Annotated in this window: 23 protein-coding genes and 1 tRNA gene; 18 read left to right on the top strand and 6 right to left on the bottom strand. The window is 59.6% G+C overall.

What is annotated here, in order from left to right; translation table 11 throughout:
* The first annotated feature begins 197 nt into the window (after window positions 1-197).
* The 5 genes from AC07UB_RS17255 to AC07UB_RS17235 all read left to right on the top strand — a co-directional run bounded on the left by AC07UB_RS17255 (window position 198) and on the right by AC07UB_RS17235 (window position 4939).
* Window positions 198-1433 (top strand): MFS transporter, encoded by a 1236-nt coding sequence (locus AC07UB_RS17255; RefSeq protein WP_494654356.1) that lies wholly within the window; start codon window positions 198-200, stop codon window positions 1431-1433.
* A 91-nt stretch (window positions 1434-1524) separates the two neighbouring features.
* Entirely contained in the window at window positions 1525-1872 is a 348-nt protein-coding gene (gene panD, locus AC07UB_RS17250; protein WP_494654764.1) for an aspartate 1-decarboxylase, read from the top strand.
* A 42-nt stretch (window positions 1873-1914) separates the two neighbouring features.
* A complete protein-coding gene (locus AC07UB_RS17245; protein WP_494654358.1) occupies window positions 1915-3045 on the top strand; it encodes an 8-amino-7-oxononanoate synthase in 1131 nt (376 codons plus the stop codon).
* Window positions 3042-3683 (top strand): dethiobiotin synthase, encoded by a 642-nt coding sequence (gene bioD, locus AC07UB_RS17240; protein ID WP_492790682.1) that lies wholly within the window; start codon window positions 3042-3044, stop codon window positions 3681-3683. Before AC07UB_RS17245 ends, bioD begins: the two co-directional genes overlap by 4 nt.
* Complete coding sequence (locus AC07UB_RS17235) at window positions 3680-4939, top strand: adenosylmethionine--8-amino-7-oxononanoate transaminase (protein WP_492790681.1); 1260 nt, start codon at window positions 3680-3682, stop codon at window positions 4937-4939. The genes bioD and AC07UB_RS17235 overlap by 4 nt, the downstream gene beginning before the upstream one ends.
* Before the next feature lie 25 nt (window positions 4940-4964).
* Here AC07UB_RS17235 and AC07UB_RS17230 read toward each other — a convergent pair whose 3' ends face one another.
* Complete coding sequence (locus AC07UB_RS17230; RefSeq protein WP_492790680.1) at window positions 4965-5177, bottom strand: DUF1328 domain-containing protein; 213 nt, start codon at window positions 5175-5177, stop codon at window positions 4965-4967.
* Between the two features lie 195 nt (window positions 5178-5372).
* On the opposite strand from AC07UB_RS17230, the gene AC07UB_RS17225 reads away from it, so the two are divergent.
* Window positions 5373-5448: transfer RNA gene (locus AC07UB_RS17225), tRNA-Ile, on the top strand.
* Between the two features lie 164 nt (window positions 5449-5612).
* Here AC07UB_RS17225 and AC07UB_RS17220 read toward each other — a convergent pair.
* The 5 genes from AC07UB_RS17220 to AC07UB_RS17200 all read right to left on the bottom strand — a co-directional run bounded on the left by AC07UB_RS17220 (window position 5613) and on the right by AC07UB_RS17200 (window position 10201).
* Window positions 5613-7205, bottom strand: a complete 1593-nt coding sequence (locus AC07UB_RS17220; RefSeq protein ID WP_492790679.1) for a recombinase family protein — start codon at window positions 7203-7205, stop codon at window positions 5613-5615.
* Window positions 7202-7708, bottom strand: a complete 507-nt coding sequence (locus AC07UB_RS17215) for a DUF2924 domain-containing protein (protein WP_494654360.1) — start codon at window positions 7706-7708, stop codon at window positions 7202-7204. The genes AC07UB_RS17220 and AC07UB_RS17215 overlap by 4 nt, the downstream gene beginning before the upstream one ends.
* 19 nt (window positions 7709-7727) lie before the next feature.
* Complete coding sequence (locus tag AC07UB_RS17210) at window positions 7728-8102, bottom strand: DUF3489 domain-containing protein (RefSeq protein WP_494654362.1); 375 nt, start codon at window positions 8100-8102, stop codon at window positions 7728-7730.
* A gap of 633 nt (window positions 8103-8735) precedes the next feature.
* Window positions 8736-9053: a hypothetical protein gene (locus tag AC07UB_RS17205; protein ID WP_494654364.1), complete on the bottom strand. Its 318-nt coding sequence runs from the start codon at window positions 9051-9053 to the stop codon at window positions 8736-8738.
* A gap of 374 nt (window positions 9054-9427) precedes the next feature.
* Complete coding sequence (locus tag AC07UB_RS17200) at window positions 9428-10201, bottom strand: integrase core domain-containing protein (RefSeq protein WP_494654365.1); 774 nt, start codon at window positions 10199-10201, stop codon at window positions 9428-9430.
* Between the two features lie 558 nt (window positions 10202-10759).
* On the opposite strand from AC07UB_RS17200, the gene AC07UB_RS17195 reads away from it, so the two are divergent.
* From AC07UB_RS17195 to accC, 12 genes are all read left to right on the top strand, one after another.
* Window positions 10760-11593: a GntR family transcriptional regulator gene (locus tag AC07UB_RS17195; RefSeq protein ID WP_494655279.1), complete on the top strand. Its 834-nt coding sequence runs from the start codon at window positions 10760-10762 to the stop codon at window positions 11591-11593.
* Window positions 11594-11623: 30 nt separating this feature from the next.
* Window positions 11624-12859, top strand: coding sequence for an aconitase X (locus tag AC07UB_RS17190; RefSeq protein WP_492790673.1), 1236 nt, complete (start codon window positions 11624-11626; stop codon window positions 12857-12859).
* A complete protein-coding gene (locus tag AC07UB_RS17185) occupies window positions 12856-13332 on the top strand; it encodes an aconitase X swivel domain-containing protein (RefSeq protein WP_492790672.1) in 477 nt (158 codons plus the stop codon). Before AC07UB_RS17190 ends, AC07UB_RS17185 begins: the two co-directional genes overlap by 4 nt.
* A 136-nt stretch (window positions 13333-13468) precedes the next feature.
* Complete coding sequence (locus tag AC07UB_RS17180) at window positions 13469-14488, top strand: ABC transporter substrate-binding protein (RefSeq protein WP_492790671.1); 1020 nt, start codon at window positions 13469-13471, stop codon at window positions 14486-14488.
* 99 nt (window positions 14489-14587) lie between these two features.
* Window positions 14588-15430, top strand: coding sequence for an SDR family oxidoreductase (locus AC07UB_RS17175; RefSeq protein ID WP_494654369.1), 843 nt, complete (start codon window positions 14588-14590; stop codon window positions 15428-15430).
* 12 nt (window positions 15431-15442) lie between these two features.
* The gene (locus AC07UB_RS17170) at window positions 15443-16282 is read left to right on the top strand and encodes an ABC transporter ATP-binding protein (RefSeq protein ID WP_492790668.1); all 840 of its coding nucleotides are present in this window, start codon (window positions 15443-15445) and stop codon (window positions 16280-16282) included.
* Window positions 16279-17055 carry an ABC transporter permease gene (locus AC07UB_RS17165; protein WP_492790667.1) on the top strand — a complete coding sequence of 259 codons (777 nt, stop codon included), beginning with the start codon at window positions 16279-16281 and terminating at the stop codon, window positions 17053-17055. Before AC07UB_RS17170 ends, AC07UB_RS17165 begins: the two co-directional genes overlap by 4 nt.
* Before the next feature lie 101 nt (window positions 17056-17156).
* Window positions 17157-17987 carry an SDR family NAD(P)-dependent oxidoreductase gene (locus AC07UB_RS17160; protein WP_492790666.1) on the top strand — a complete coding sequence of 277 codons (831 nt, stop codon included), beginning with the start codon at window positions 17157-17159 and terminating at the stop codon, window positions 17985-17987.
* A gap of 1 nt (window position 17988) precedes the next feature.
* The gene (locus AC07UB_RS17155; protein WP_492790665.1) at window positions 17989-19176 is read left to right on the top strand and encodes a thiolase family protein; all 1188 of its coding nucleotides are present in this window, start codon (window positions 17989-17991) and stop codon (window positions 19174-19176) included.
* A gap of 2 nt (window positions 19177-19178) precedes the next feature.
* A complete protein-coding gene (locus AC07UB_RS17150; protein WP_492790664.1) occupies window positions 19179-20669 on the top strand; it encodes a hypothetical protein in 1491 nt (496 codons plus the stop codon).
* Between the two features lie 41 nt (window positions 20670-20710).
* A complete protein-coding gene (locus tag AC07UB_RS17145; RefSeq protein ID WP_492790663.1) occupies window positions 20711-21208 on the top strand; it encodes an acetyl-CoA carboxylase biotin carboxyl carrier protein in 498 nt (165 codons plus the stop codon).
* A 40-nt stretch (window positions 21209-21248) separates the two neighbouring features.
* Window positions 21249-22622, top strand: a complete 1374-nt coding sequence (gene accC, locus AC07UB_RS17140) for an acetyl-CoA carboxylase biotin carboxylase subunit (protein WP_492790662.1) — start codon at window positions 21249-21251, stop codon at window positions 22620-22622.
* Window positions 22623-22630: the final 8 nt, after the last annotated feature.

Genomic DNA, 22630 nt, shown 5'->3' with positions numbered 1-22630 from the left:
TCCACGGGCATTCCCCCGGCTCTGCACGACAGACGACACTCGACTTCACCCGGCAAAATTTGCCCAGTTTATGGTTAGGAAAGAGTTAACGCGGAAAGCAGCGGCTAAAATGCCGCGCTCGGGAGGATGATATTCTCGCATATCCCCCATTCGGAGAATGACTTGACCGGCGGCCCAAGGGCGACGAAGTTGCCCCTGTGCCGGGTTCCATCGATTCAGTCTCCCATCCAGCGGGTTTCACGCCGGACTCACGTGCGGCGTGGGTGCGGCTGGGTATTGCCGTCATCATCGGATCGATCGGCAGCGTCGGCATGTGGTCGGTGGTGGTTGTCATCCCGATTGTGCAGGCCGACTTCGGCGCAACGCGGGGCGCGGCCTCGCTGGCGTTCACCTGCACCATGCTCGGTTTCGGCTTGGGCGGCGTCGCGATGGGCCGGCTGTCGGATCGCCTCGGCATCGTGTCGGCCATTTCCATCGGCATCGTGGCCATGCTGCTGGGCTACGTTGGGGCTGGATACTCTGCGGCACTCTGGCAATTCAATCTGATGCACTTCCTGATCGGCCTCGGTGCCGCGGCGACTTTCGGGCCGCTGATGACGGAGGCGTCGCACTGGTTCAGCCGCCATCGCGGTCTGGCCGTTACCATTGCGGCCAGCGGAAACTACATCGCAGGCACGTTCTGGCCGACGGTTGTCGAACGCGGCACCGCTTATGCCGGCTGGCGCGCCACGCACATCGCAATCGGGATCGGCTGCACCGTCGTCATGGTCGTTGTGGTTGCGATCCTGCGCTGGCAGATCGGCAGCGAAACCGTGCGCTCACATGAAAATGCGCCGCCGCCGCGCGTGGATCTGCGGCTCAATACAAATACGCTGACGATCATGCTTTGCATCGCGGCCGTTTCCTGCTGCGTGGCCATGTCGATGCCGCAGGTTCATATCGTCGCCTATTGCGGAGATCTTGGATACGGCGTCGCGCGCGGCGCCGAAATGCTGTCGCTGATGCTGGCCTTTGGCATCGTCAGCCGGATCGGCTCGGGCTTCCTCGCCGACCGTATCGGCGGTCTGCGTACGCTGCTTGTCGGCTCGATCGCGCAAGGCGTGGCGCTGCTGTTCTATCTGTTCTTCGACGGACTGACGTCGCTTTATATCATCTCCGCGATGTTCGGGCTGTTTCAGGGCGGCATCGTGCCGAGCTACGCCATCATCGTTCGGGAATCGATGCCGGCCAGCGAAGCTGCGACCCGGGTGGGCATTGTGATCTTCGCATCCGTGATCGGCATGTCTTTCGGGGGGTGGGTCTCGGGCGTGATCTTCGACGCAACCGGTTCTTACGCCGCCGCGTTCCTTAACGGCGTGGGCTGGAACGCGCTGAACGTCACCATCGTGGTGGCGCTGCTTCTGCGCGCCCGCCAGCGCATGGCTTTTGCCTGATTTTTCAGTGAAGCTAAGGGTTGACCGCAAGGAACGGGCGTCCTAACGGACATTCGCGCGAGATATTGCGCGCCGCAACCAGAGCATGTCGATGCAAGTCACGCTGATGAAAGGCAAGATCCACCGCGCGCATGTAACGGAAGCGGATCTGCATTACGAAGGTTCGATTTCAATAGACCGCACGCTGATCGACGCGGCCGGTTTCCTCGTCAATGAACGGGTCGACATCTACAATATCGACACCGGCGCGCGTTTCTCGACTTACGTCATCGAAGCGCCGGCAGGCTCCGGCACGATCGGCCTGAATGGCGCGGCGGCGCGGCTTGCGATGATGGGTGACAAGGTTATCATCGTAGCTTACGCGAATTTTGACGACGCCGAGGCAAGGCAGTTTCAGCCGCGCGTCGTTCTCGTTAATGAGAGAAACCAGAAGTTGTAACTTCTTGTTACCGGTTTCCATCGCGCAGACAGGATGTGATGTATGCACGAGCTGTTCGAGGCGGATTTGCTCGATCTGGCGGGCAGGGGGCGATTGCGATCGCTGCGCGAGCGGGCCGGGATCGATTTTACCTCGAACGACTATCTGGGTCTCGCTGAATCCGATGAGTTGAAGCGCGCCGCAATCGACGCGGTGGCACGCGGCGTTCCGGTCGGTGCCGGCGGCTCGCGGCTGCTGCGCGGCAACCATTCTGAGCACGAGGCGCTTGAGGCGGAAGCGGCTGCCTACTTCGGCGCGGAGACTGCGCTCTATTTCGGTGGCGGCTATGTCGCGAACTTCGCAATTTTCTCGACGCTGCCGCAGCGTGGCGATCTTGTCGTTCATGACGAACTGATTCACGCCAGCGTTCATGAGGGCTTGCGCAGTGGCCGTGCCGACCATGTCGGCGTCGCGCATAACAACATCGAAGCATTCGATGCCGCGATCGTCCGCTGGCGCGCTGCCGGCGGCAAGGGGCGTCCATGGCTTTCCGTTGAAAGTCTCTACAGCATGGATGGCGACAGCCCCGACCTCGCTGGCCTGTTCGCCGTCGCCGATCGTCATGAGGCGATGGTGGTCATCGACGAGGCGCATGCGACTGGCGTCCTGGGTCCGCAGGGACGTGGGTTGGCAGCGGCGTTCGAGGGGCGCGACAATGTCATTACGCTGCATACCTGTGGCAAGGCGTTGGGCACAGTCGGCGGCTTTGTTCTGGCGCCACGCACGATCCGGGATTTCCTGGTCAATCGCTCGCGCCCCTTTATCTTTGCTACTGCTCCATCGCCGCTGGTTGCTGCGGTCACACGTAAAGCGCTGGAGATTTCCCGCACCAACCCGGAGCGCCGCGAGCGGCTGGCGCGGCTGGTTCAGTTCGCGGGTCATGAGCTTCGCCGCAGCTGTCATATGACTGCGTCCGGTTCCCAAATTCTTCCCATTATCATCGGTGCGGATCGTGCGGCGGTCGCTATCGCGGCATCGCTGCAACGCCGGGGTTTTGATATTCGCGCGATCCGTCCACCGACCGTCCCCGAAGGCACGGCGCGGCTGCGCATCGCGCTGACATTGAATATCGATGAGGCCATCGTCACCGACCTGTTCGGCGCGCTTGCCGAAGACATGCGGACAGCCGCATGACCGTGCGCATCGTTGTCACGGGCACGGATACAGGAATCGGCAAGACGGTTTTTTCGGCGGCACTTGCGGGCGCGCTCGATGGGTTCTACTGGAAACCTGTGCAGGCCGGCCTTGATGAAGAGACCGATTTTGAGACAGTGCTGCGGCTGTCCGGGCTTCCGCGCGAGCGACTGTTGCCTGAGGCTTATCGGTTGAAGACGCCGGCGTCGCCGCATCTCGCCGCGAAGATCGACGGCATTGCCATCGATCGGGACGCGCTTCTTCTGCCGGAGGTTGACCGTCCGCTGGTGATTGAAGGGGCCGGTGGCCTGATGGTGCCGCTAACAGAGAGCGACACATATATAGATGTCATGGCGCGATGGCGGGTGCCCGTCGTGCTGTGCGCACGAACCACACTGGGCACGATCAATCATAGCCTCTTGTCCATTGAAGCGCTGCGCCCGCGAAATATCCCGCTGCTCGGTGTCGCCTTCATCGGCGACGAGAATGTAGAATCCGAGCGGATCATTTGCGCCATGGCGCGCGCGAAGCGTCTTGGCCGTCTGCCGCATCTTGCGGAGCTGACAGGCGAAACCTTGCGCTCAGCCTTCGCATCGCATTTCGATGTCGCCGACTTCCTCAAGGATGCGCCCCGATGACAACGACATCGCCGGTCTGGCATCCATTCACGCAGCACGCAGTTCAGCCTGAAGCCACGATGATTTCGAAAGGCGAGGGGGCATGGCTGGAGACGCCCGACAGCAAGCGCATCTTCGATGCGATTTCATCTTGGTGGGTCGTGACTCACGGCCATCGCCACCCTCACATCGTACAGGCAATCAAGGACCAGGCGGATCGGCTCGACCAGGTGATCTTTGCCGGATTCACCCATGAGCCGGCGGAGAAACTGGCGAGGCATCTGGTTGCGATCACGCCGCCGGAACTGAAGTATGTTTTCTTTTCCGACAGCGGATCGACCTCCGTGGAAGTCGCCCTGAAAATGGCGCTGGGTTACTGGCAGCATCAAGGCAGTAAACGCAGCCGCATTCTTGCACTTGAAGGCGCCTATCACGGCGACACCATCGGTGGCATGTCGGTTGGCGAGCGCGGCGTTTTCAATGCGCCCTATGATCCTCTGCTGTTCGACGTCGAGCGGATTCCGTTTCCTGCGCCAGGCCGGGAGGACGCGACGCTGGGTGCGCTGAACGCTGCCTGCAAGCGCGGCGATGTTGCCGCGTTGATTGTCGAGCCTTTGGTTCTCGGAGCCGGGGGCATGTTGATCTATCCGCCGCACGTGCTGGCGGAGATGAAACGCATCTGCGGAGCACATGACGTGCTCTTGATTGCAGATGAAGTGATGACGGGGTGGGGACGCACGGGCACGTTGTTTGCCTGCGAGCAGGCGGGCATCGCGCCGGATATTGCCTGCTACTCGAAAGGGCTGACGGGTGGTTCGGTGCCGCTGGCGGTGACGCTCTGCCGCGCGGATATTTTCGACGCGCACTATTCGATGGACCGCAGCCGCACATTCTTTCACTCCAGTTCGTACACGGCGAACCCGATCGCCTGCGCCGCCGCTCTGGCCAATCTCGAAATCTGGCAGCGCGAACCGGTGATGGAGCGCATCGCTTCGCTTGCCTCACTACATCAGGAGAGGCTCGCACGGTTTCGCGACGACGACCGCTTCATGAACGTGCGTCAGATCGGAACCATCGCCGCGCTCGATATTGCGGTCAAGGATGCTGGCTACCTCGCCGACATCGGGCCGCGTCTCTATCGCGGATTTCTCGCGCGCGGTTTACTGATCCGTCCGCTCGGCAACACGATCTATCTCATGCCGCCTTATTGCAGCACGGCAAACGACCTCGATCTGGCTTATGACGCCATCGATGAGCTGGCGGGGAAGGCCGCCTGAAGACCCGCTTATATTGTCGTCGGTACTATCCGCTGATGGCCACGAACGCCGACGCCAACCCTGAGCTGCTGACGGCCGAGCTGACGAAATAGCAGAATCCGAGAAGCGCGAGAAATCCAAGAAAAAACAGGCCGAACAGGATCATCGAGATCCGTTTGGTGAATTCCGAAATGTTGGCAAGGCCGAGGCCTCCTGCGATCAGCGACAGAACGAGAAACAGGACAGCCCAGCGAAACACATGTATCTCCTGTTGGTCCTCAAGACTTCTTTTGCTGCGGGGCAGGCGACTGGCTGGAATATCCCTCGAAACACAGGCGAACGACGCCACAGCCCGGGATATGTTCCAGATGATCGGCGCACGCGATTGCCCAGAGGCGTCGGTCATTGTATGGGGATGATTGCACCGTTATTTGCCCCGTTGCGGGGGCCGGCGGGGCCTGTAGCTCAATGGTTAGAGCCGACCGCTCATAACGGTCTGGTTGCAGGTTCGAGTCCTGCCGGGCCCACCACACAGTCCTTCGATATCCGTGATATCGCGAGAGCGACGAGAAAAGCCCGCTGTTGGCGGGCTTTCTGAAACTACCTGTCGCTCAATCGGTCTCAGAGACCAGCATACGGTTGATTTTGGCGGTTTGTCTCTGTGGCTGGAAAATCCTGTTCCCCAGCTAGCTAATCAGGCCTGTAGGCCAAGGCTTCGGTGTTGGGCTGCCCAGAGCTCGGGCAAATCGCGAATGGTTGAGATTCCAACTCCTCTCGGAAGATGTCCGTTCACAGCAGCTTGGACGAGGGTTGGCGATAGAAACGCGAGGGAGATTGTCAAGTTGACTTGCCGCAGGGTGCATTTCTCACGCGACGCGATTTGTTGAGTAGATGTGACGCTGCCTGAGATGAGTTTGTCGACCCAAAGTCGGCCTTGAGCGATCGCCTGGACGAGCTTTGCTCGCGTTTCGGACCGGATCGGTCGTTTATCCATGCGCTGTGATGATTTTGCTGGCGGGATAATTTCTCTGGCGACTTTGGAGGGCGGTTTGGACCACGGAACGGTGAGGACGGAGGGTTGAGCATTACGCGATTTGCCCTTGGCTTCTAGCTGGGCCTTGGTCGAAAGCTGAACTTTCAACGTGCTCAGGCCAACTTCGACACGTTCAATGTGACCGCGGATGTCTGATGCGGAACTAAAGTTTGTCTGCTTCAGGTGCTTCTGAACAGCATCGAATACCAGCTTTTCAATTAGCGGCGCTGGTACCCGCGGGACACTGCCAGTATTTCGGGACTGACCCCGTAGGAGGTTGCCCGAGATGTAGTAGCGATAGCGAACACCTTTTTTGAGCTTCGAGGTCGGTGTCATCCGGTTGCCGCGGTCATCGAAGATGCGGCCCATGAGCAGGGCCTCGGAGTTATTTCTAGCTGTGGCGGTCGCTTGGCGTTGCTGGTCGAGTTTGGCTTGGACGGCGTCAAACAGCTTGCGCTCAAGGACTGGCTTCTGCTCGCCTTGCAGGACCTCGTCCTTGTATTTGACCTCGCCGATATAGAAGCGGTTGCGGAGAAGATGAGCAACCGGTCCCCTGCCGAAGGGGATGCCTCCGATGATCTTGCCGGTCGATAGAGGTCGGCGCTTCGTGGTGATGCCGCTCTTTCGTAGATCCTCAAGGAGCGTACCGATGCTTCCAAGTTCGAGATACCGACGGAAGATATGACGAACGGTCTTGGCCTCACTCTCGACAATGGTGATTTTGCGATTTTTGGCCCTGTAGCCGAGTGGAACGACGCCCCCGACCCAAAGTCCCTTGCGCTTTGAAGCTGCTATTTTATCTCGAATGCGTTCCGACGTGACCTCGCGTTCGAACTGGGCGAAGGACAGCAACACATTGAGTGTCAGCCGTCCCATGGATGTCGTAGTATTGAACTGCTGCGTGACCGACACAAACGAGACGCCGTGCTTATCGAAAAGCTCAACAAGCTTGGCGAAGTCAGCCAATGATCTCGTCAGGCGGTCGACCTTATAGACGACGATGACGTCGATCCTTCCTTCCTGAATATCAACAAGGAGTTGTTGAAGGGCAGGCCGGTCAGTTGATCCCCCGGAGAAGCCTCCATCGTCGTACCGCTTGCGAAGCTGCGTCCATCCCGCATGTGCCTGGCTTTTGATGTAGGCAGATGCTCCTTCAAACTGAGCATCGAGAGAGTTGAAATCCTGATCCAGGCCGGCATCGGTCGACACGCGCGTATAGATCGCGCACCGAATGGTCTTACGGTGGCTGCTCATCGGTCGGTCCTTGCTTCCTTGCCGATAGTGCCGTCTCGCAGGCCGAAAAACCTAGGGCCGTTCCAACGCGTGCTGGTCATGGCAAAGGCTACCGCAGAAAGGCTCCTGTAGGTCTTCCCGTTCCAGGCAATCCCATCAGTCATCACCATGACGCGATGCTGACGACCCTTCCATTCCCGCATCAGGACCGTGCCGGCTTCTGCCTTGGTCTGCCGCCGATCATGGGCTTCAAGCTGTGAGGCAACGACGCTCCGGGATTTGGTCCCGCCGCTTCGTTCAAGCGCAGCTTTTGTCGCCGCGTCGAGATCGCCGAATGCGTCAGCCTGCAGCCGATAAGCAAGGACACCAAAAAGCAGGTGCTTTGGCAGATGGGAAAGGGCAGGCTTTCGGAAGTTGATCTTCCAGCGGGCCTGCAATCCGCGCAGATCGAGACCGCGCAACTGCGCGATCTCGCTTTCAATCGAGTTTCTCAAAGACTGCCTCAAGCCGCGCGTGCACGCCATGGCTAGGCCATCGAGCTAGTCACGGTATCTTTGGTCGTCGATGATCGTGCAGCTTTGATGCGATAGAGGCGTCTTTGCCCGGCTTCTCCGAGGTGAGGTCAAGTTTCAACCGCTTGCGCACAACACCGGCAAGAAAGCCCCGCACCGAGTGCTGCTGCCAGCCGGTTGTCTTCATCATCGCCGCTACTGTCGCGCCTTGTTTGGAGCGAAGCATCGCCAGTACTTTGTCGTGTTTGGTTTCTCCGTTTATCGACGAGGCCTTGGCCGCGACCGAGGCTGGGCTGATCCGCCCAGCGAGCGGCTTTCTATGTTGCTGTGCGGAATGGGGAGCAGTGGCTCGAAGCAGCGTTGCGCCACGTTTCGCGGCGGTCTTCTTGGGTTTAGTTTTTTTCACGAAAATCTCCTGAGATTGCCGCGGCAATGTCTGCCGCACGACCTCGACCCCGCGCACTGGCGGGGCAATCTCAGGGAGCCACTATGGGCGGCTCACAGATGTAGCAATGCTCGAATTGCTCTTCATTGCCAGTCATTTCTGATGTGAAATGGGACGGAATATTGGGTTCGAATCCTATTCGCCCAGCCAACCAGTGCGGCTTTCAGAGAATATCCTTCTTAGATGCCAGAAAAGCCCGCCAAATGCGGGCTTCTTTGACGTCGATGAGTCTCCAAGATACCAATTGTCGAACTTTTGCGGCGCGAATTCCCGAAAGTCTCCGGCTATCTATTGAAAAATTCCCGTTTTCTGGAGACTCGCTCTGGAGACCAGAGAATAATCCACTACACGGTGGGTGAATCAGTCGGAGCGATTTTTAGCATTCCAGACTTCGCCGAAGCGGATCGAGAGACCGGGTTCGAACTAGACTGGTTGAGTTCGAATCCTCGTTCTCCAAGCGCCGTACTTGCAAAGGTTAGGAATACGCCGCGACCGGGAGGGGAAAATGGGATTTCGATGACTTGATTGAGGAGACGATCCCGCCGCCTAAACCTGGTCGGAAGCGCTACTCACGCCGTGGTGAAATTGTTGATGTTAAGCCGCGAGCACCTTCGGAAGCTCAAACAGATTAGGCACAATCTGCGTCCCATACTTCTTGTGTAGCCCTGCTTGAAGGGCGAGGTTCGAAAAAAGATTTTCAGCGGTCACAATATCTGCGTAGGCCATAACCGCGCAGAAGGACTGCATGTCGCGCAAATCGTTCTCTTGGATCGCGCGTGACTGCGCTTCGATTCGAACGCCAATTTCGCGCTCAATGAAATACGTAGGGCTATCTTCAACGACGTTGAGAATGGTTTTCTCAATAACCGAATTCCACACCGACTTTGGCAAGTCCGCCTTGTCGATGAACAACTTCTCAAGGGCCCAAGGCGGTCAAACCAGAAGCCTGGCTTTATGAAGATCCGGGCTGAGCGGATCGCCGAGGCCGCCAAATCAGCCCCAAAATCCTCCCGACGAAGACGGCGCCGCTCCGATACGACGGTCTGCGCGGCGCCGTATCCCGTCCCTTGACAAGCTGCCTTGTGACATTTCAACTTTGCACAGATCGTGACATCTCAACTTTGTTGCAACACGACGTGTAGACGCCAGATAGAGAAGTCACCGTTGGCCCAGATAGAGATGCCACTCTCCACGGTTTCAGTTGGGGAGTATTCCCGCAGTCGCGGATCACCGGAGGAGGGGCGTTACGCCCGCGGGCAGAGCCGCATTCTTGCCCAAGCCACCGATCAGAAGATCGGCCGTGCCACGTGCAACTTGATCGACAGTCCATGATCCATCGGATCTGTACCATTTGGTGACCCTGTGTGTACCGAAAACCTAAACCCGGACGTAGTGATGATGAAGTCCGCCAAGGATGGCGTGTGATTTGATGTTCCGGTCCGCTGAATTTGGCGAGAGATCGGCGTATCCTTTTTCAACGATCGGTGCGTTCTGACGCTGTTGTAATAATCAGCATAGGATTTCATAAACCGGCGCAGATGCGCCTCGTCCAAGACAATGATGTGGTCCACACACTCACGCCGGATCGATCCGATCAGCCGTTCGGCGAAGCCGTTCTGCCAGGGTGAGGCTGGTTCAGTGGGCGTGTCCCGGATCCCCATCGCGCGCAACCGGCGTGTGACGATGGTGCCAAAGATGCGATCCCGATCGCGGATCATGTAGCGCGGGGCTTCATTCCACGGGAATGCTTCGGTGATCTGGCGCGCAACCCACTCCGCGGTCGGATGTGCTGTGACGCTGATCCAGACCAGCTCTCTGCGATCCAGCCGCACTATGATGAAGGCGTAAAGCAGGTCGAAACCGATAGTCGGGACAACGAACAAGTCCATAGCGGCAACATCCGGTGCGTGATTACGCAGAAAGGTGCGCCATCCCTGGCTTGGCGGCCCGCACCGTTTGATCATGTATTTGGCGACACTCGGCTGCGCGACCTGAAACCCGAGCTTAAGCAGCTCACCGTGGATGCGCGGAGTTCCCCAAAGTGGGTTCTCCACGCTCATCCGCTGGATCAACACACGGAGGTTCGTTTCGATCTGCGGTCGCCCTCCCAGTGGGCGCGACTTCCAACGCCAGTAGCAGCGAAGCCGGCCCTGTGCCAACGCACCAGCGTCTCGGCTGGATGATTGTAAGAACCTTCAAGATTGATGGAAGCCAGCGATACAGCTGGATAAAAAACCAACGATCGTTGTTCGTCAGCCGTGGCCGATCGCGCATCTTGCGCTGCAAAACGATCAACTGATGTCGATGTACTGCGTTCTCAGCTTCAAGCCGGTTCTTTGGTGAGGCCAAAATCCCCAGAAAGAAACGTAGTAGCCCAATCATCCCATCAGCTTAGGCGATTCCGTCACCTCATCAACGGGGAATAAGGTTTTCAGTACACACAGGCTTGTCGGCCAGGCGCGGTTGCCCAATGTTTTGGATTTTTTCCGGATTTCGCAGTTTATGTCTTGCATAGGGATATAACGTTATATAACGTCTTATCATGTTATAAGGCGAGGTCATCCAAGGCGCGTGGTGGTTCCGCTCTCCTTGAGGATGAATCGCAAGCTAGGTGGGTCATGCCGCAAGTCGATAAGCAAAAGGCCGGTTCGTTGCGGACGTTGTCTCGGCAAAGCCTCGAGCCTCTCTATGAGCAACTGGCCACCCGTATCAGCAATCAGATCCAGAGCGGAGAGTTGCCGGCGGGCACCAAGCTTGAGAGCGAAGCGGAGTTGATCGCCAGATATGGTGTCAGCCGGATCACCGTGCGTCAGGCGATCGCAGTGCTCCGGAAGCAGGGTAAGCTGATGGCGCGGCGCGGCAAGGGCACCTTTGTTGCGGAGAAGGTGGTCTCGCAGCGTCTTGATACCTTGCAGGGCTTTTATGATGCGTTGCGCAGTCAGGGCCTCGATCCGCAACTTCAACTGCTTGAGTTTTCGCCCGATGCCGGAGCGCAGGATCTCGCTCGACCAAGCGAAGCTGATTTGCCGGTCCGTCTGAAGCGTCTTTACTCTCTTGACGGTCAACCGTTTGCGCTTGTGATCGGCTATTTGCCGAGCCGGGCTGGAGAGATTAGCGCTGCCCGCGTCGAGCAGATGAACGTCTATCAAATCTTGGGCGAGCATCTCGGCGTTCGCGTTGCGCACGCCGAAGTGACAATCCGGTGTCAGCGGCCTCCTGCGGAGGTGGCTAAATTGTTCGACCTGAAACGATCGGAATCCATGCTTGTGATGGATCGGCAATCGTTCGCGCAGGATCGCAGCGTCTGCGAGGCCATGCGGATCTACATCGTCGCAGAGCGCTATCAGTTCAGCCTGCATGTCACTGGCGCGCTTGACATAGCGCGAGGCGTACAACCGGTCACCTTCGACGAGCGGCCGTTATTGCGTCGCGCCGTGTCTCCCGTGGAATGAGATTTTTAGTCGTCTGGTATCGAGGTTGTGATGAAGCTGAATGCCGAAGAAAATGCGATGCTTGCAGGCGAGTTCGGTCCGGTGCCGCAGATCGCTATTCAGCATCAGATCAAGGTTGGCTCTTTCTTCGGTGCGCATGATTTCGTGCCCGTCAGTCAGGCGCATGTTATGGCGGATACCGAAAGTCTCGGCGAGGCCGGCGTGCAATGGCTTGAGACGTTGGCCGCTGAACAGGTCGGTCGCCATCGGGTGTGCATTCCGACGATCACCGATCCGCGCGGCACTGATTTCACCAAGGCCAGCGCGCTCGGGCAGGCGTCTTGGATGCTGTCGCTGGAGCGGCGCGCGATCAATTCGTTCGTCAAACTCGGCGTCTCGATGACGAACACCTGCATCAACTATCAAACCATTCAGGCGCCCGTGCGCGGCGAACATCTCGCATTCGGCGATACCGGTGTGGTGATCTATTCAAACTCGGTTTGCGGAGCAAAATCGAATTTCGAAGGCGGCCCGTCAGCGATTGCTGCCGGGCTGACCGGTCGCACACCACGTTACGGATTTCATCTGGATCAGCACCGTCGCGCGACGTTGCTGATTCGCGTCGAATGGGCGCCTGTGACGCTGAACGATTGGGGCGCGCTCGGCGCAGTCGTCGGTAAGCTCGCCGGCAACTACTGGTCCGTGCCGGTTCTCGAAGGACTGACGGAAGTGCCCGGATCGGATGCGCTGAAGCATTTTGGCGCGTCAATGGCGAGCTTCGGTTCCATCGCGCTGTTTCATATCGTCGGCATCACGCCCGAAGCGCAGCGGCTCTCGGATGTCGGCGGCGATCGGCTTGAAGTCGCCCATCGCGTTGGCGAGGCCGAGATACGCGCGCTGCAGGCGCTCTACGAGAACAATGAAGAGATCGATGTTGTCGTGTTCTCGGCACCGCAGTTGAGTCTCTACGAGATGCGGGAGCTCGCGAACATGTGCGATGGCCGTCGCTTTACTAGGCCGCTGCTCGCCGTGACCAGCCCCCAGGTCAAGACCGATGCCGATCGCTTCGGTCTCACGGAGTCGATCGAGGCGGCTGGCGGACACGTACTCTCCGGCATGTGTTTCTATCAGTCGTATGCGCGGGAAATCGCCGAGGCCAACGGCTGGAAGCGCCTGGCAACCAACAGCGCCAAGCTTGTGAATATTCTCGGCGGCTACGGATATTCGGTCAATCTCGCTTCGATGGAGCGTTGCGTTGCAGCCGCCGAAACAGGGAGGCTCAAATGACGCAAGGGACCGCAGAAATTCTTGGCCGCTCACACACCAAGGTCTTCCAGGCGCGACAGGCGATGGGAGATACTGTGATCGGCGAGGCGCTCGTCGCCCAGGACAATTTTTCGGCGCGCTACGATCTTGATCGGATCGCCGGCATTTTTTCGCGACCGACCCATCGCCTGGTTGGCCAGTCCTATGTCGGCAAGATTCTGATCTTCGATACCGCCAAGGGCGGCGTTGCCAGCGCGTGGATGCTGCATGAAATGGTCTCGCGCAGCGTCGCGCCGATCGCCTTCGTGTTCAACAGCGTCAATCCCATTCTTGTGCAGGGCGCATCCTTCGCGAATCTCACGATGCTCGCGGGCTTTGACGAGGACATCACGTTGAGCGTCCCGTCCGGTGCGATGGTGGAGATCGACGGCAGGAGCGGTGTGCTGCGGATCGTGGATGAAAAGCCCTCTAGCCGCCGGCCGGAGCAACGTTGATGTGTCTGATCGCGCAGAGTGCGGCGCTGACGCGCGCCGTCCTGAGTGGAGTTTAACATAGCCGCGACAGCGGCAATGCAAGAGCCGAAAAGGCCAGCAAAATTGTCAGAGTATTGCCAGTGAGGAGGAGGCCGCAATGAAACGATCGAATACCGTGCTGGGACTTTGTCTAACGGCAGGTCTGTTGAGTGCAGGCGCGATGGCGCGCGCGCAGGAGAAGCCTGTCGTCCGCTTTCATGAGTATGGAAAGATCATTCTTCATCTGCCCAACTGGGTGATGATCCAGAAGGGATTTTGCGAGAAATACAGCATCAAGTGCGAGGCGGTTACGCTCGCAAGTGCGCCGCTCGCGCAGGCGGCATCGGCAGCGGGCAGTGTCGATATTGTCAACAGCACAATCGATACGACGTTGCAGGCGATTGCAAAGGGCAACGATCTGCAGATCTTTGGGGGGTACTGGAACAATAATCCCTACATCCTGGTGGCGCGGGCCGGTCTTCCGCTCGCTCACAAGAATGAGGGTTACCCCGGCAACATGGCCGACCTGAAGGGACTCAAGGTCGGCGTGACCACGCGCGGCAGCTCGGCCGAAATCTTCGTGAAGGCTCTGCTGAGAGAGGCGGGAATGCCGATCGACAGCGTGTCGTACATTCCGGTTGGCGGGCCGGTGACAGCCTACGCGGCCATCGTGGCCAAGCAGGTCGATGCGGCATTGAGCTGGGACCCGGTCCCGGCGCTGTGCGAAGCAGCCCAGACCTGCTCGTCGATGGTGGATATGCGCAAGGGCGAAGGCCCAGCGAGTTTCAAGTCGCTCAACAGCACGTCTGTGTTCCTGCAGGCGCAGCGTCAATACATCAAAAAGTATCCTGAACGCATCGAGGCCTTCGAGCGCGCGCTTGCCGACGCGGTGGCCTGGATTCAGGACCCGACGAACGCCGACGAGGTGTTGGCGATCACGAAGAAAAATATTGTGCTCGGCGAGAACATCCCCAATCGCGAGAAGGTCTATGAGCTGATGGTGCGTGATGCGATTCCGCACTTCACGTCTTCGCTGGTGCCGTCATCGATCAAGGGGTGGCATGACTTCCTGCTCGAGAACAAGGTGATCGACAAACCTCTTGCCGTCGACACGCTGCTTTACAAATCTGCATCCTGACCAAAGCCACCAATCGCTCGGAACCAAACGACGAAAGTTGAGCGCTTGAAATCTATCGACGCGGTCCAACGGATGTCGGCTGCGCAAAGGGAGGACGTAATGCAGATCAAGGGAGCGGTCGCCCTCATTACCGGTGGTGCTGGCGGGATCGGCGCGGCCATTGCAAGGCAACTGACCACCGCCGGCGCCGCCGCAATCGGGATCGGTGATCTCGATTTGGCGGCAGCGGAGCGCACGGCGGATGAACTCGGGAAAACTGGCGTCCGAACGTTCGCGGCGAAAGTCGACGTCGGCGATGCGGCGCAGGTGAGCGCGTTCATCGACCGTGCCGAGAAGGCTCTCGGGCCAGTTGACCTGATGTGTTCTAACGCCGGCATTTTCACGGCATCCACCGAAGAGGCTTCCGACCACGATTGGGAGAGAAGCTGGCGAGTGAACGTCATGTCCAATGTCTATGTCGCGCGCGAGATCGTACCCAGGATGATCGCGCGGGGGGGCGGCCATCTGATGATTACCTGCTCGGCGGCCGGTCTGCTGGCCAACCGCAACGCGCCATATATGGCGACCAAACATGCGGCGGTCGCGTATGCGGAATGGTTGGCCATCCAGTACCGAAGCCGTGGGCTGGTGGTCAGTGCTTTGTGTCCGCTGGGTGTACAGACGTCGATGCTTGAAAGACTGGTGGCGGAAGACGGCGCCGCTGCCGCGGGGGTCCTCGCGGGAGGGGATGTGCTTCCACCCGAGCAGGTCGCCAAGATTGTGATTCAGGGGATTACCGCGCGGCGGTTCCTCATCCTGCCGCATGAAGCGGTGCGCGAACGGATTGTGAGCAAAGCGTCCGACCGCGATCTGTGGATCGGAAGCATGGAGCGGCAATACGGCATTGTGAACAGTACGCACGTTGCAGCCGGCGACTCGGATGCTGCGATGGCGCGGTCCTGAGAGGAAACGGCCATGAATGCTTCCCATCGCGTCTTCGAGCCGGCGCGTCTTACGGAACAAGGCGCGTCAGCTATCGAATTTTCCGGCGTTACCCACACCTTCGCGGGTGGAATGCAGGCCGTCACGGATGCCTCGCTGTCGGTGCGGGCTGGTGAATTTGTTTCGATTGTCGGGCCAAGCGGCTGCGGCAAGACGACGATCTTAAATCTGCTGGCGGGACTTCTGCCGCTGCAGACTGGCGTCATGACAGTGGCCGGTCGTCCGCCGCGTGCGGGTCGGCATGATGTCGCTTACATGCTGGCGAGAGACAGCCTGTTTCCCTGGCGCACTGCGCTGCAGAACGCGATGGTGGGCAGCGAATTTCGTGGCGTGAAGGAATCCGAAGGCCGGGCGCGCGCGCTTGAATTTCTCAAGCGTGTCGGCCTTGAACGATTTGCCGATAATTATCCGAAGGCGCTGTCGCACGGCATGCGTCAGCGTGTGGCGCTGGCGCGCACCTTCACCCTGAAGTCGCCGGTTCTGCTGATGGACGAGCCATTTGGCGCGCTCGATGCGCAAACCAAGCTTCAGCTTGAAGACATTCTGATGAACCTGTGGAACGAAGAGCGGCGCACCGTCGTGTTCATCACGCATGATTTGTCGGAAGCCGTGACATTGTCCGATCGCGTGATTGTCATGTCCGCACGGCCCGGTCGCATCGTTGACGATGTCACGATTCCGTTGCCGCGCCCGAGGTCGGTGCGCGCGCTTCAGCGCGACCCGCTCTATCACGAGCTCTACGCCAAGATATGGGGACGTCTCGAAGTCGCCGTCGAGCAGGCGAGCTTGGAATCGGAGATATCAGGCCAATGAGCACGCTGTATTCGGCAAAGGCTGAAAAGTGGTGGGTCATCCCGTCGATCCAGATCGCTGGATTCACCGTTGTGGTGTTGCTGTGGGAGTGGGTGTCGGTCAACAGGATCATCGACCCTCTATTCATCGGGCGTCCTTCCGGCATAGTTCGTTACCTTGAAACGTCGATTATGGACGGGACGATTCCGACAGAGACGGCGTGGACTCTGGGCTCCACGCTGGCCGCGTTCGGCCTCGGCAGTGTCGCGGGTATTGCCTTCGGTCTCTTGTTCGCGGTCTATCCCATTGCTGAGAAAGTTCTGGAGCCGCTGTTCTCCGGGCTCAATTCGCTGCCCCGTGTCGCGCTCGCTCCGCTGTTTCTTCTGTGGTTCGGCCTAGGCGTGGCCTCGAAAATCGCGCTGGGCTTTTCCCTGACGTTTTTCATCGTGCTGGCGAACACGGTCGCCGGAGCGCGGAGCGTCGATCGCGACTTTCTCATCCTGTCGGAAACGCTCGGCGCGTCGAAGGCGGTGGTGTTCTTCAAGGTGATGCTGCCGAACGCGATCCCGACGATTTTTTCGGGGCTCAAGCTGGGGCTGATCTATGCCCTGCTTGGCGTGATCGCGGGCGAGATCATCGCATCAGAGCACGGGTTAGGGCAGCTCCTGACCTACCTCGCGGGCACCTTCGACACCAATGGCGTATTCGGTGTGCTTCTGGTGCTGGGCATCGCCGGGGTCATTCTGACCAAGGCCATGACGGGGCTTGAGAAGCGCTTGCTGCGCTGGCGATGACGGCTGCCGCGTTATCGCGCGGATGCTGACATATCTTTGATGAATCGACACGGCGTGTGACGCGCCGCCGGATGTTGCCGCAAGTGGTTGAGGAGGCTGACGTGAAGAGATTTGCAGACAAGGTGGCCGTGGTAACAGGTGGTGCTTCGGGTATGGGGCTCGCGGTTGCCGAAGGGCTGCTCGCGGAAGGTGCGCGGGTCTCGCTCGTTGATCAGAACGCAGCCGCGCTGCGCGACGCACTGGCGGCGCTGGGGACCGATAACGCCAGAGGCGTCGTTGCCGATGTCACCAGCGAACAGCAGATCGGGGATGCCATAAATGGCGTCGAGGCGGCGCATGGCCGTCTCGATATTATCTGCAACGCGGCCGGCATTGTCGGTCGCGGGACGGTGGAAGAAACGGACGCGGTGCTGTGGAATCGGATTGTCGGCATCGATCTCGCTTCGATTCACCTGACGGTACGTGCGGCGATACCCGCGATGAAGCGAACCGGAAGTGGTTCTATTGTTAATATCGCATCGGTGGCGGGTCTGCGCGGCACGGCCAGCGTCAACGTCGCTTATGCCGCAGCCAAGGGCGGCGTCATTGCCTTGACGCAGCAACTAGCAGCCGACCTCGCGCCGTATCGCATTCGGGTCAATGCGGTCTCGCCCGGATTTGTAACGACGCCGATGAATCAGGACATGCGCTCCGCCGGGCTTGACCGTTTGTGGGTCGGGCGGATCCCGTTGCGGCGCTATGCGCGCCCGGAGGAACTGGCCAACGTCATCCTGTTTCTGGCGTCGGAGCAGGCAAGCTATGTCACCGGAGCCAATCTGGTGGCCGACGGCGGTTTGTCCTCGGTCCTCGCTCCCGATCCGGTGCCGTTCGTCGATGAGACCGGGGGCGCGGCGGGATCAGGCGACAGTAGCGTACTCACCGGAGCAAGATAGGATGAGCGGGACAATTATTGCGGACGCGACGCGTACCCCGATCGGAAAACTCGGCGGCATGCTGCGTGACCATTCGGCGATCGATCTGGGCGCGCATGTCGTCCGGACGCTGGTCAGTCGCAGTGCGGTCGAGCCGCAGGAGATCGACGAGACATACTTCGGAACCGCGATTCACGGCAGCCATACGCTGGTTGCCGCGCGGCAGGTCAACATCAAAGGCGGGCTTCCGCCGGATACGCCGTCTCTCACCGTCGATCGCGCTTGTTGCTCGTCGATGACGGCAATCGGCCTAGCGGACATGCGCATCCGGATCGCTGAAGCGAACATCGTGCTGGCTGGCGGCATCGAGAGTTGCAGCAATGCGCCCTTTCTCCAGCGCGGTGTGCGCTGGGGCCGGCGCTTGGGCGATTTCACCGTTGAAGATCCGTTGCAGTTCCGCAACCCGATCAACGGCGAGCCGCTTGCGCGAGTCACGGGAGAGGTAGCCATTGCCCATGGTGTCGGTCGTGAAGAACAGGATGACTGGGCCTTTCAGAGCCATCAGCGTTTCTTTGCCGCGCTGGATCGCGGTTACTTCAGTGGCGAGATCGCGCCTGTTACCGCCGAAGCACAAGGCCGCAAGCAAAATCTCGAGACCGACGAAGCACCGCGACGCAATCTGCTTCGCGAAAAGCTCGCCGAATTGCCGGTCGTCTACCAAAGCCCGACGATTACCGCAGGCAATGCGCCGGGGCTGAACGATGGCGCGGCGGTCGCTCTGCTGATGTCGGCGGAAGAAGCCCGCAAGCGCGGGATAACACCGTTGTGCGAAATCGTCGGCCATGTCCAGCTCGCCGGCGCGCTCGATTCATCGCCGGTCCTGCCGGGGCGAGCTATCGCGGCGCTTCTGAACAAGGCCGGCGTCAAGCTGTCGGATATCAAGCGCATCGAGATCAACGAGGCATTTGCCGCCATGCCTCTGGTGTCGAGCAAATTTCTCGCAGATGGCGATGACGCTCTGCTGAAGCGCCTGCGCGCGATGACCAACGTCAATGGCGGCGCCGTCGCTATTGGGCATCCAACCGGCGCGAGCGGCGCGCGGATTTCCATGACGGTCGCGCGGGCGGTCCGTGAAGCAGGCGGCGGTTACGGTATTGCGGCCATTTGCGGCGGATTCGGCCAGGCCGATGCCCTGCTGGTGAAGGTGTGAGCATGTTGAAATTCATCGATGAGACGATGCGCGACGGGCCGCAATCGCTATGGGCGACGCGGATGGATACGCGCACCATGCTCGAGGCAAGCCCCCTCATCAACAAAGCGGGGTTCGACCGGGCGACGGTGATCTCCGGCGCCTCGTTCGAGACCGCGGTCCGCTTTCTCGGCGACGATCCCTGGGAGCGGATGCGTCTGGTCCGTAGTTATCTGCCGGACACGGATATCGACATTCTGATCCGGAGCCGCAACCTGTTCAGCTGGAACCGCTATCCGGACGAGGTCGTCGAATTGCTGTTCCGTTGCCTGCAGCGCAATGGTGCAAAGTCAGTCAAGGTGTTCGATGGCCTGAACGACGTCAGCAATATCGCCGCGCATTGCCGTATCGGCAAGAAGCTCGGTCTGCAAGTCACTGGCATGATCACCTATTCGAAGAGCCCGATCCACACCGACGAACATTATGCGCAGAAGGCGCGCGAATATCTCGATCTCGGCGTCGACGGCATTGTGGTTGCCGATGCCAGTGGCATTCTCGACGGCCCGCGAACTGTATTGTTGCTGGCAGCAATCAACCGCGGAGCGGAGAACCGGCTGCCGATCGAATTCTATGCGCACGCCTCCATGGGTCTGGCGCATGACTCCTATCGCGCGGCGCTGAAAGCTGGCGTGTCGGCCGTGACCACGGCGGCGGAGCCGTTGGCGAACGGCGAATCGCTGCCGGCGACCCACGACATTGTGCGCATTGCGAACGAGCTGGGCATCCCTGTTCCGCTCGACATGGACGTCGTGCGGCGGCTGGACGATTACATGTATTGGGCGGCATACCGGGAGAACAAGCAGGTCTTCCCACTGGCGACCTTCGATCCGGTTACCTATGACCGTTTTGTCGAGCATCAGATTCCCGGCGGAATGATTTCGAACTTCCGAAATCAGTTGCGGGAAGCCGGGCTCATGCATCGCCTTGACGAGGTGCTGCACGAAGCTGGCCGGGTGCGCGCGGAACTTGGCTATCCGATCATGGTGACGCCGTTCTCGCAGTTCGTCGGCGTGCAGGCGACGCTCAATATCATTCAAGGGGAGCGTTACAAAACGATCCCGAATGAGGTTCGCCTGTTCGCACTCGGATATTACGGGTCCACCGGCGCGCCGATCGATCCGAATGTGCTGGATCGCATTCTTAACGGAAAGTCAGCCGAGCGCATCGTTCTGAAGGACTTTTACGAAGAGCGCGTCCTGGACAGTTTCAGGCAACAGAACGGGCCGTTCAGGTCTGACGAGGAGCTGTTGCTGCACCTATTTTATGGCCGGCCGACCGTCGAGGCGATGGAGAAAAGCAAGAACGTCTTCATGGGCGGCAACGCGATCAAGACGCCGCTCAAGATTCTGGTCGAAGAGCTCACGAAGCAGACAACCATCAAAGCATTGCGGATCGAGAAGCGCGGGCTTGCGGGCAATCGCGGCCCGCTCCGCATCGCCATGGACTACGCCTAGTCGGATCGACGGCACCCGTTTGTGATATCTGGAGATGTAACGTGGATTATCCTCTGACCTACCGTGATGTCGTTGACATCCTGACACTCATCAAATCTGCCGACCGGTGCCGCAGTGCGACCATCGAAGTCGGTGATTTCAAGATCAGCATTACCGGGCAAGACGGCGCGGAATTGTCGCAGCCTGCCCAACGCCTGGCGATTGCACCGAACGCGGCGGCGGCGCCACGCCCGGCCGATACTGCCGCTAAGGCCGCGGCGCCAGTCGCTGCGGCGCCGGTGAATCTGATGGCTGATGGCCACTACATCAGGGCACCGATGCTCGGCACATTCTACCGCGCCCTCGAACCCGGTGCGCCGGCGTGCGTCGAGGTCGGCGATGTCGTCGGCCCCGAGGATACCATCGGGCTTATCGAGGTGATGAAACTGTTCTCCACAGTGACCGCGGGCGTCCACGGGCGCGTGGTCGAGATCCTCGCCGAGAACTCCGTGCTGGTCGAGTTCGATCAGCCGTTGATTCGCATCGAGCCGATTGGTTGAGCTCGTTTCTGTCGTTCACAGTGCCACTCTGAGTAAGCCGATGACCGCAGGTCGCTTCCGTCGCGTTTTCATTGCCAACCGGGGCGAGATCGCGGTTCGTATTATCCGGGCTTGCAAAAGTCTGGGTATCGAAACCGTGATCGGCGTGTCTGCTGCTGATCGGGACACACTTGGCGCGCGTCTCGCCGACCGGGCGATCTGCATCGGTCCAGCTGCGGCCAAGGAGAGCTATCTGAACATGAATGCGCTCATTGCCGCGGCACAGGGCACAGGGTGCGACGCCATTCATCCCGGCTATGGATTTCTCTCTGAACGCGCGGCGTTTCAACGGCTCTGCGCGGAAGCGGGGATTGCTTTCATCGGCCCGAGCGCTGACGCCATCGAAAAGATGGGCGACAAGATAACCGCCATTTCAATGGCCAAGCGCGCAGGCGTGCCGATTGTACCGGGAAAAGAGAAAGTCTCGTCGCCGGAGGAGCTTCTCGAGGCGATCGATGAGGTGGGCCTTCCTTGTTTGATCAAGGCGACTGCCGGCGGCGGCGGTCGCGGTATGCGGGTCGTGCGGGAGTTGGGGGCGGCGACGGCTGCATTCAAGAGCGCGCAGGCGGAAGCTTTGGCGGCGTTCGGCGACGGAGCGCTCTATCTTGAAAAATACATCAGCAGGGCACGCCACATCGAAATTCAGGTGCTGGCCGATCACCACGGCAATGTCTGTCATCTGTTCGAGCGGGATTGTACGGTGCAGCGCCGCCATCAGAAATTAATCGAGGAAGCGCCATCGGTGGTGCTGGCGCCAGCCACCCGGACGGCGATGGCCGAAGCGGCGTTGGCGCTGACCCGGGCCGCCGGCTATACCAATGCCGGCACGGTCGAATTCGTCTATGACATCGACAGCGATCACTTTTATTTCCTGGAAATGAATACGCGCGTTCAGGTTGAGCATCCGGTGACGGAAATGATCACCGGCATCGACATCGTGCGCGAACAGATACTGATCGCAGCGGGCGAGAAACTCTCGTTCTCTCAGGATCAGGTCAGGATCGACGGCGTTGCAATCGAATGTCGGATCAATGCCGAGGATGCGGCGAGAGACTTCCAGCCGATACCCGGCCTAATCACCGCATGGTCGCCGCCGGAGCAGGCCGGCGTGCGGCTCGATACCCATTGTTATGCGGGTTACCGCGTGCCGCCGTACTACGATTCGATGATCGCGAAAGTGATCGTCCATGCGCCGACTCGAGAAGCGGCGATCGCGCGCATGGATCGGTATCTCGCTGAATTCAACGTCGAGGGCATTACGACAACCATCCCATTCCAGCGCCGGGTCATCACGCATCGCAGTTTCGCCGCTGCCGAGGTGACAACGACGTGGGTCGAGAACGAATTGCTGCGGGAAACGGCTGTAACAGCCTAGCTATGGAG

The sequence above is a fragment of the Afipia sp. GW821-FHT04G03 genome, from assembly GCF_059419985.1.
The sequence above is the reverse complement of the archived record's forward strand: the minus strand, read 5'-3'. Positions and strand labels throughout refer to the sequence as shown.

What these genes read in the sequence shown, in the direction of transcription:
- panD (WP_494654764.1), top strand. Translation starts at nt 1,525, where the DNA reads ATGCAAGTCACGCTGATGAAAGGCAAGATCCACCGCGCGCATGTAACG.
- AC07UB_RS17245 (WP_494654358.1), top strand. Translation starts at nt 1,915, where the DNA reads ATGCACGAGCTGTTCGAGGCGGATTTGCTCGATCTGGCGGGCAGGGGG.
- bioD (WP_492790682.1), top strand. Translation starts at nt 3,042, where the DNA reads ATGACCGTGCGCATCGTTGTCACGGGCACGGATACAGGAATCGGCAAG.
- AC07UB_RS17235 (WP_492790681.1), top strand. Translation starts at nt 3,680, where the DNA reads ATGACAACGACATCGCCGGTCTGGCATCCATTCACGCAGCACGCAGTT.
- AC07UB_RS17220 (WP_492790679.1), bottom strand. Translation starts at nt 7,205, where the DNA reads ATGAGCAGCCACCGTAAGACCATTCGGTGCGCGATCTATACGCGCGTG.
- AC07UB_RS17215 (WP_494654360.1), bottom strand. Translation starts at nt 7,708, where the DNA reads ATGGCGTGCACGCGCGGCTTGAGGCAGTCTTTGAGAAACTCGATTGAA.
- AC07UB_RS17200 (WP_494654365.1), bottom strand. Translation starts at nt 10,201, where the DNA reads ATGAGCGTGGAGAACCCACTTTGGGGAACTCCGCGCATCCACGGTGAG.
- AC07UB_RS17195 (WP_494655279.1), top strand. Translation starts at nt 10,760, where the DNA reads ATGCCGCAAGTCGATAAGCAAAAGGCCGGTTCGTTGCGGACGTTGTCT.
- AC07UB_RS17190 (WP_492790673.1), top strand. Translation starts at nt 11,624, where the DNA reads ATGAAGCTGAATGCCGAAGAAAATGCGATGCTTGCAGGCGAGTTCGGT.
- AC07UB_RS17185 (WP_492790672.1), top strand. Translation starts at nt 12,856, where the DNA reads ATGACGCAAGGGACCGCAGAAATTCTTGGCCGCTCACACACCAAGGTC.
- AC07UB_RS17180 (WP_492790671.1), top strand. Translation starts at nt 13,469, where the DNA reads ATGAAACGATCGAATACCGTGCTGGGACTTTGTCTAACGGCAGGTCTG.
- AC07UB_RS17175 (WP_494654369.1), top strand. Translation starts at nt 14,588, where the DNA reads ATGCAGATCAAGGGAGCGGTCGCCCTCATTACCGGTGGTGCTGGCGGG.
- AC07UB_RS17170 (WP_492790668.1), top strand. Translation starts at nt 15,443, where the DNA reads ATGAATGCTTCCCATCGCGTCTTCGAGCCGGCGCGTCTTACGGAACAA.
- AC07UB_RS17165 (WP_492790667.1), top strand. Translation starts at nt 16,279, where the DNA reads ATGAGCACGCTGTATTCGGCAAAGGCTGAAAAGTGGTGGGTCATCCCG.
- AC07UB_RS17155 (WP_492790665.1), top strand. Translation starts at nt 17,989, where the DNA reads ATGAGCGGGACAATTATTGCGGACGCGACGCGTACCCCGATCGGAAAA.
- AC07UB_RS17150 (WP_492790664.1), top strand. Translation starts at nt 19,179, where the DNA reads ATGTTGAAATTCATCGATGAGACGATGCGCGACGGGCCGCAATCGCTA.
- accC (WP_492790662.1), top strand. Translation starts at nt 21,249, where the DNA reads ATGACCGCAGGTCGCTTCCGTCGCGTTTTCATTGCCAACCGGGGCGAG.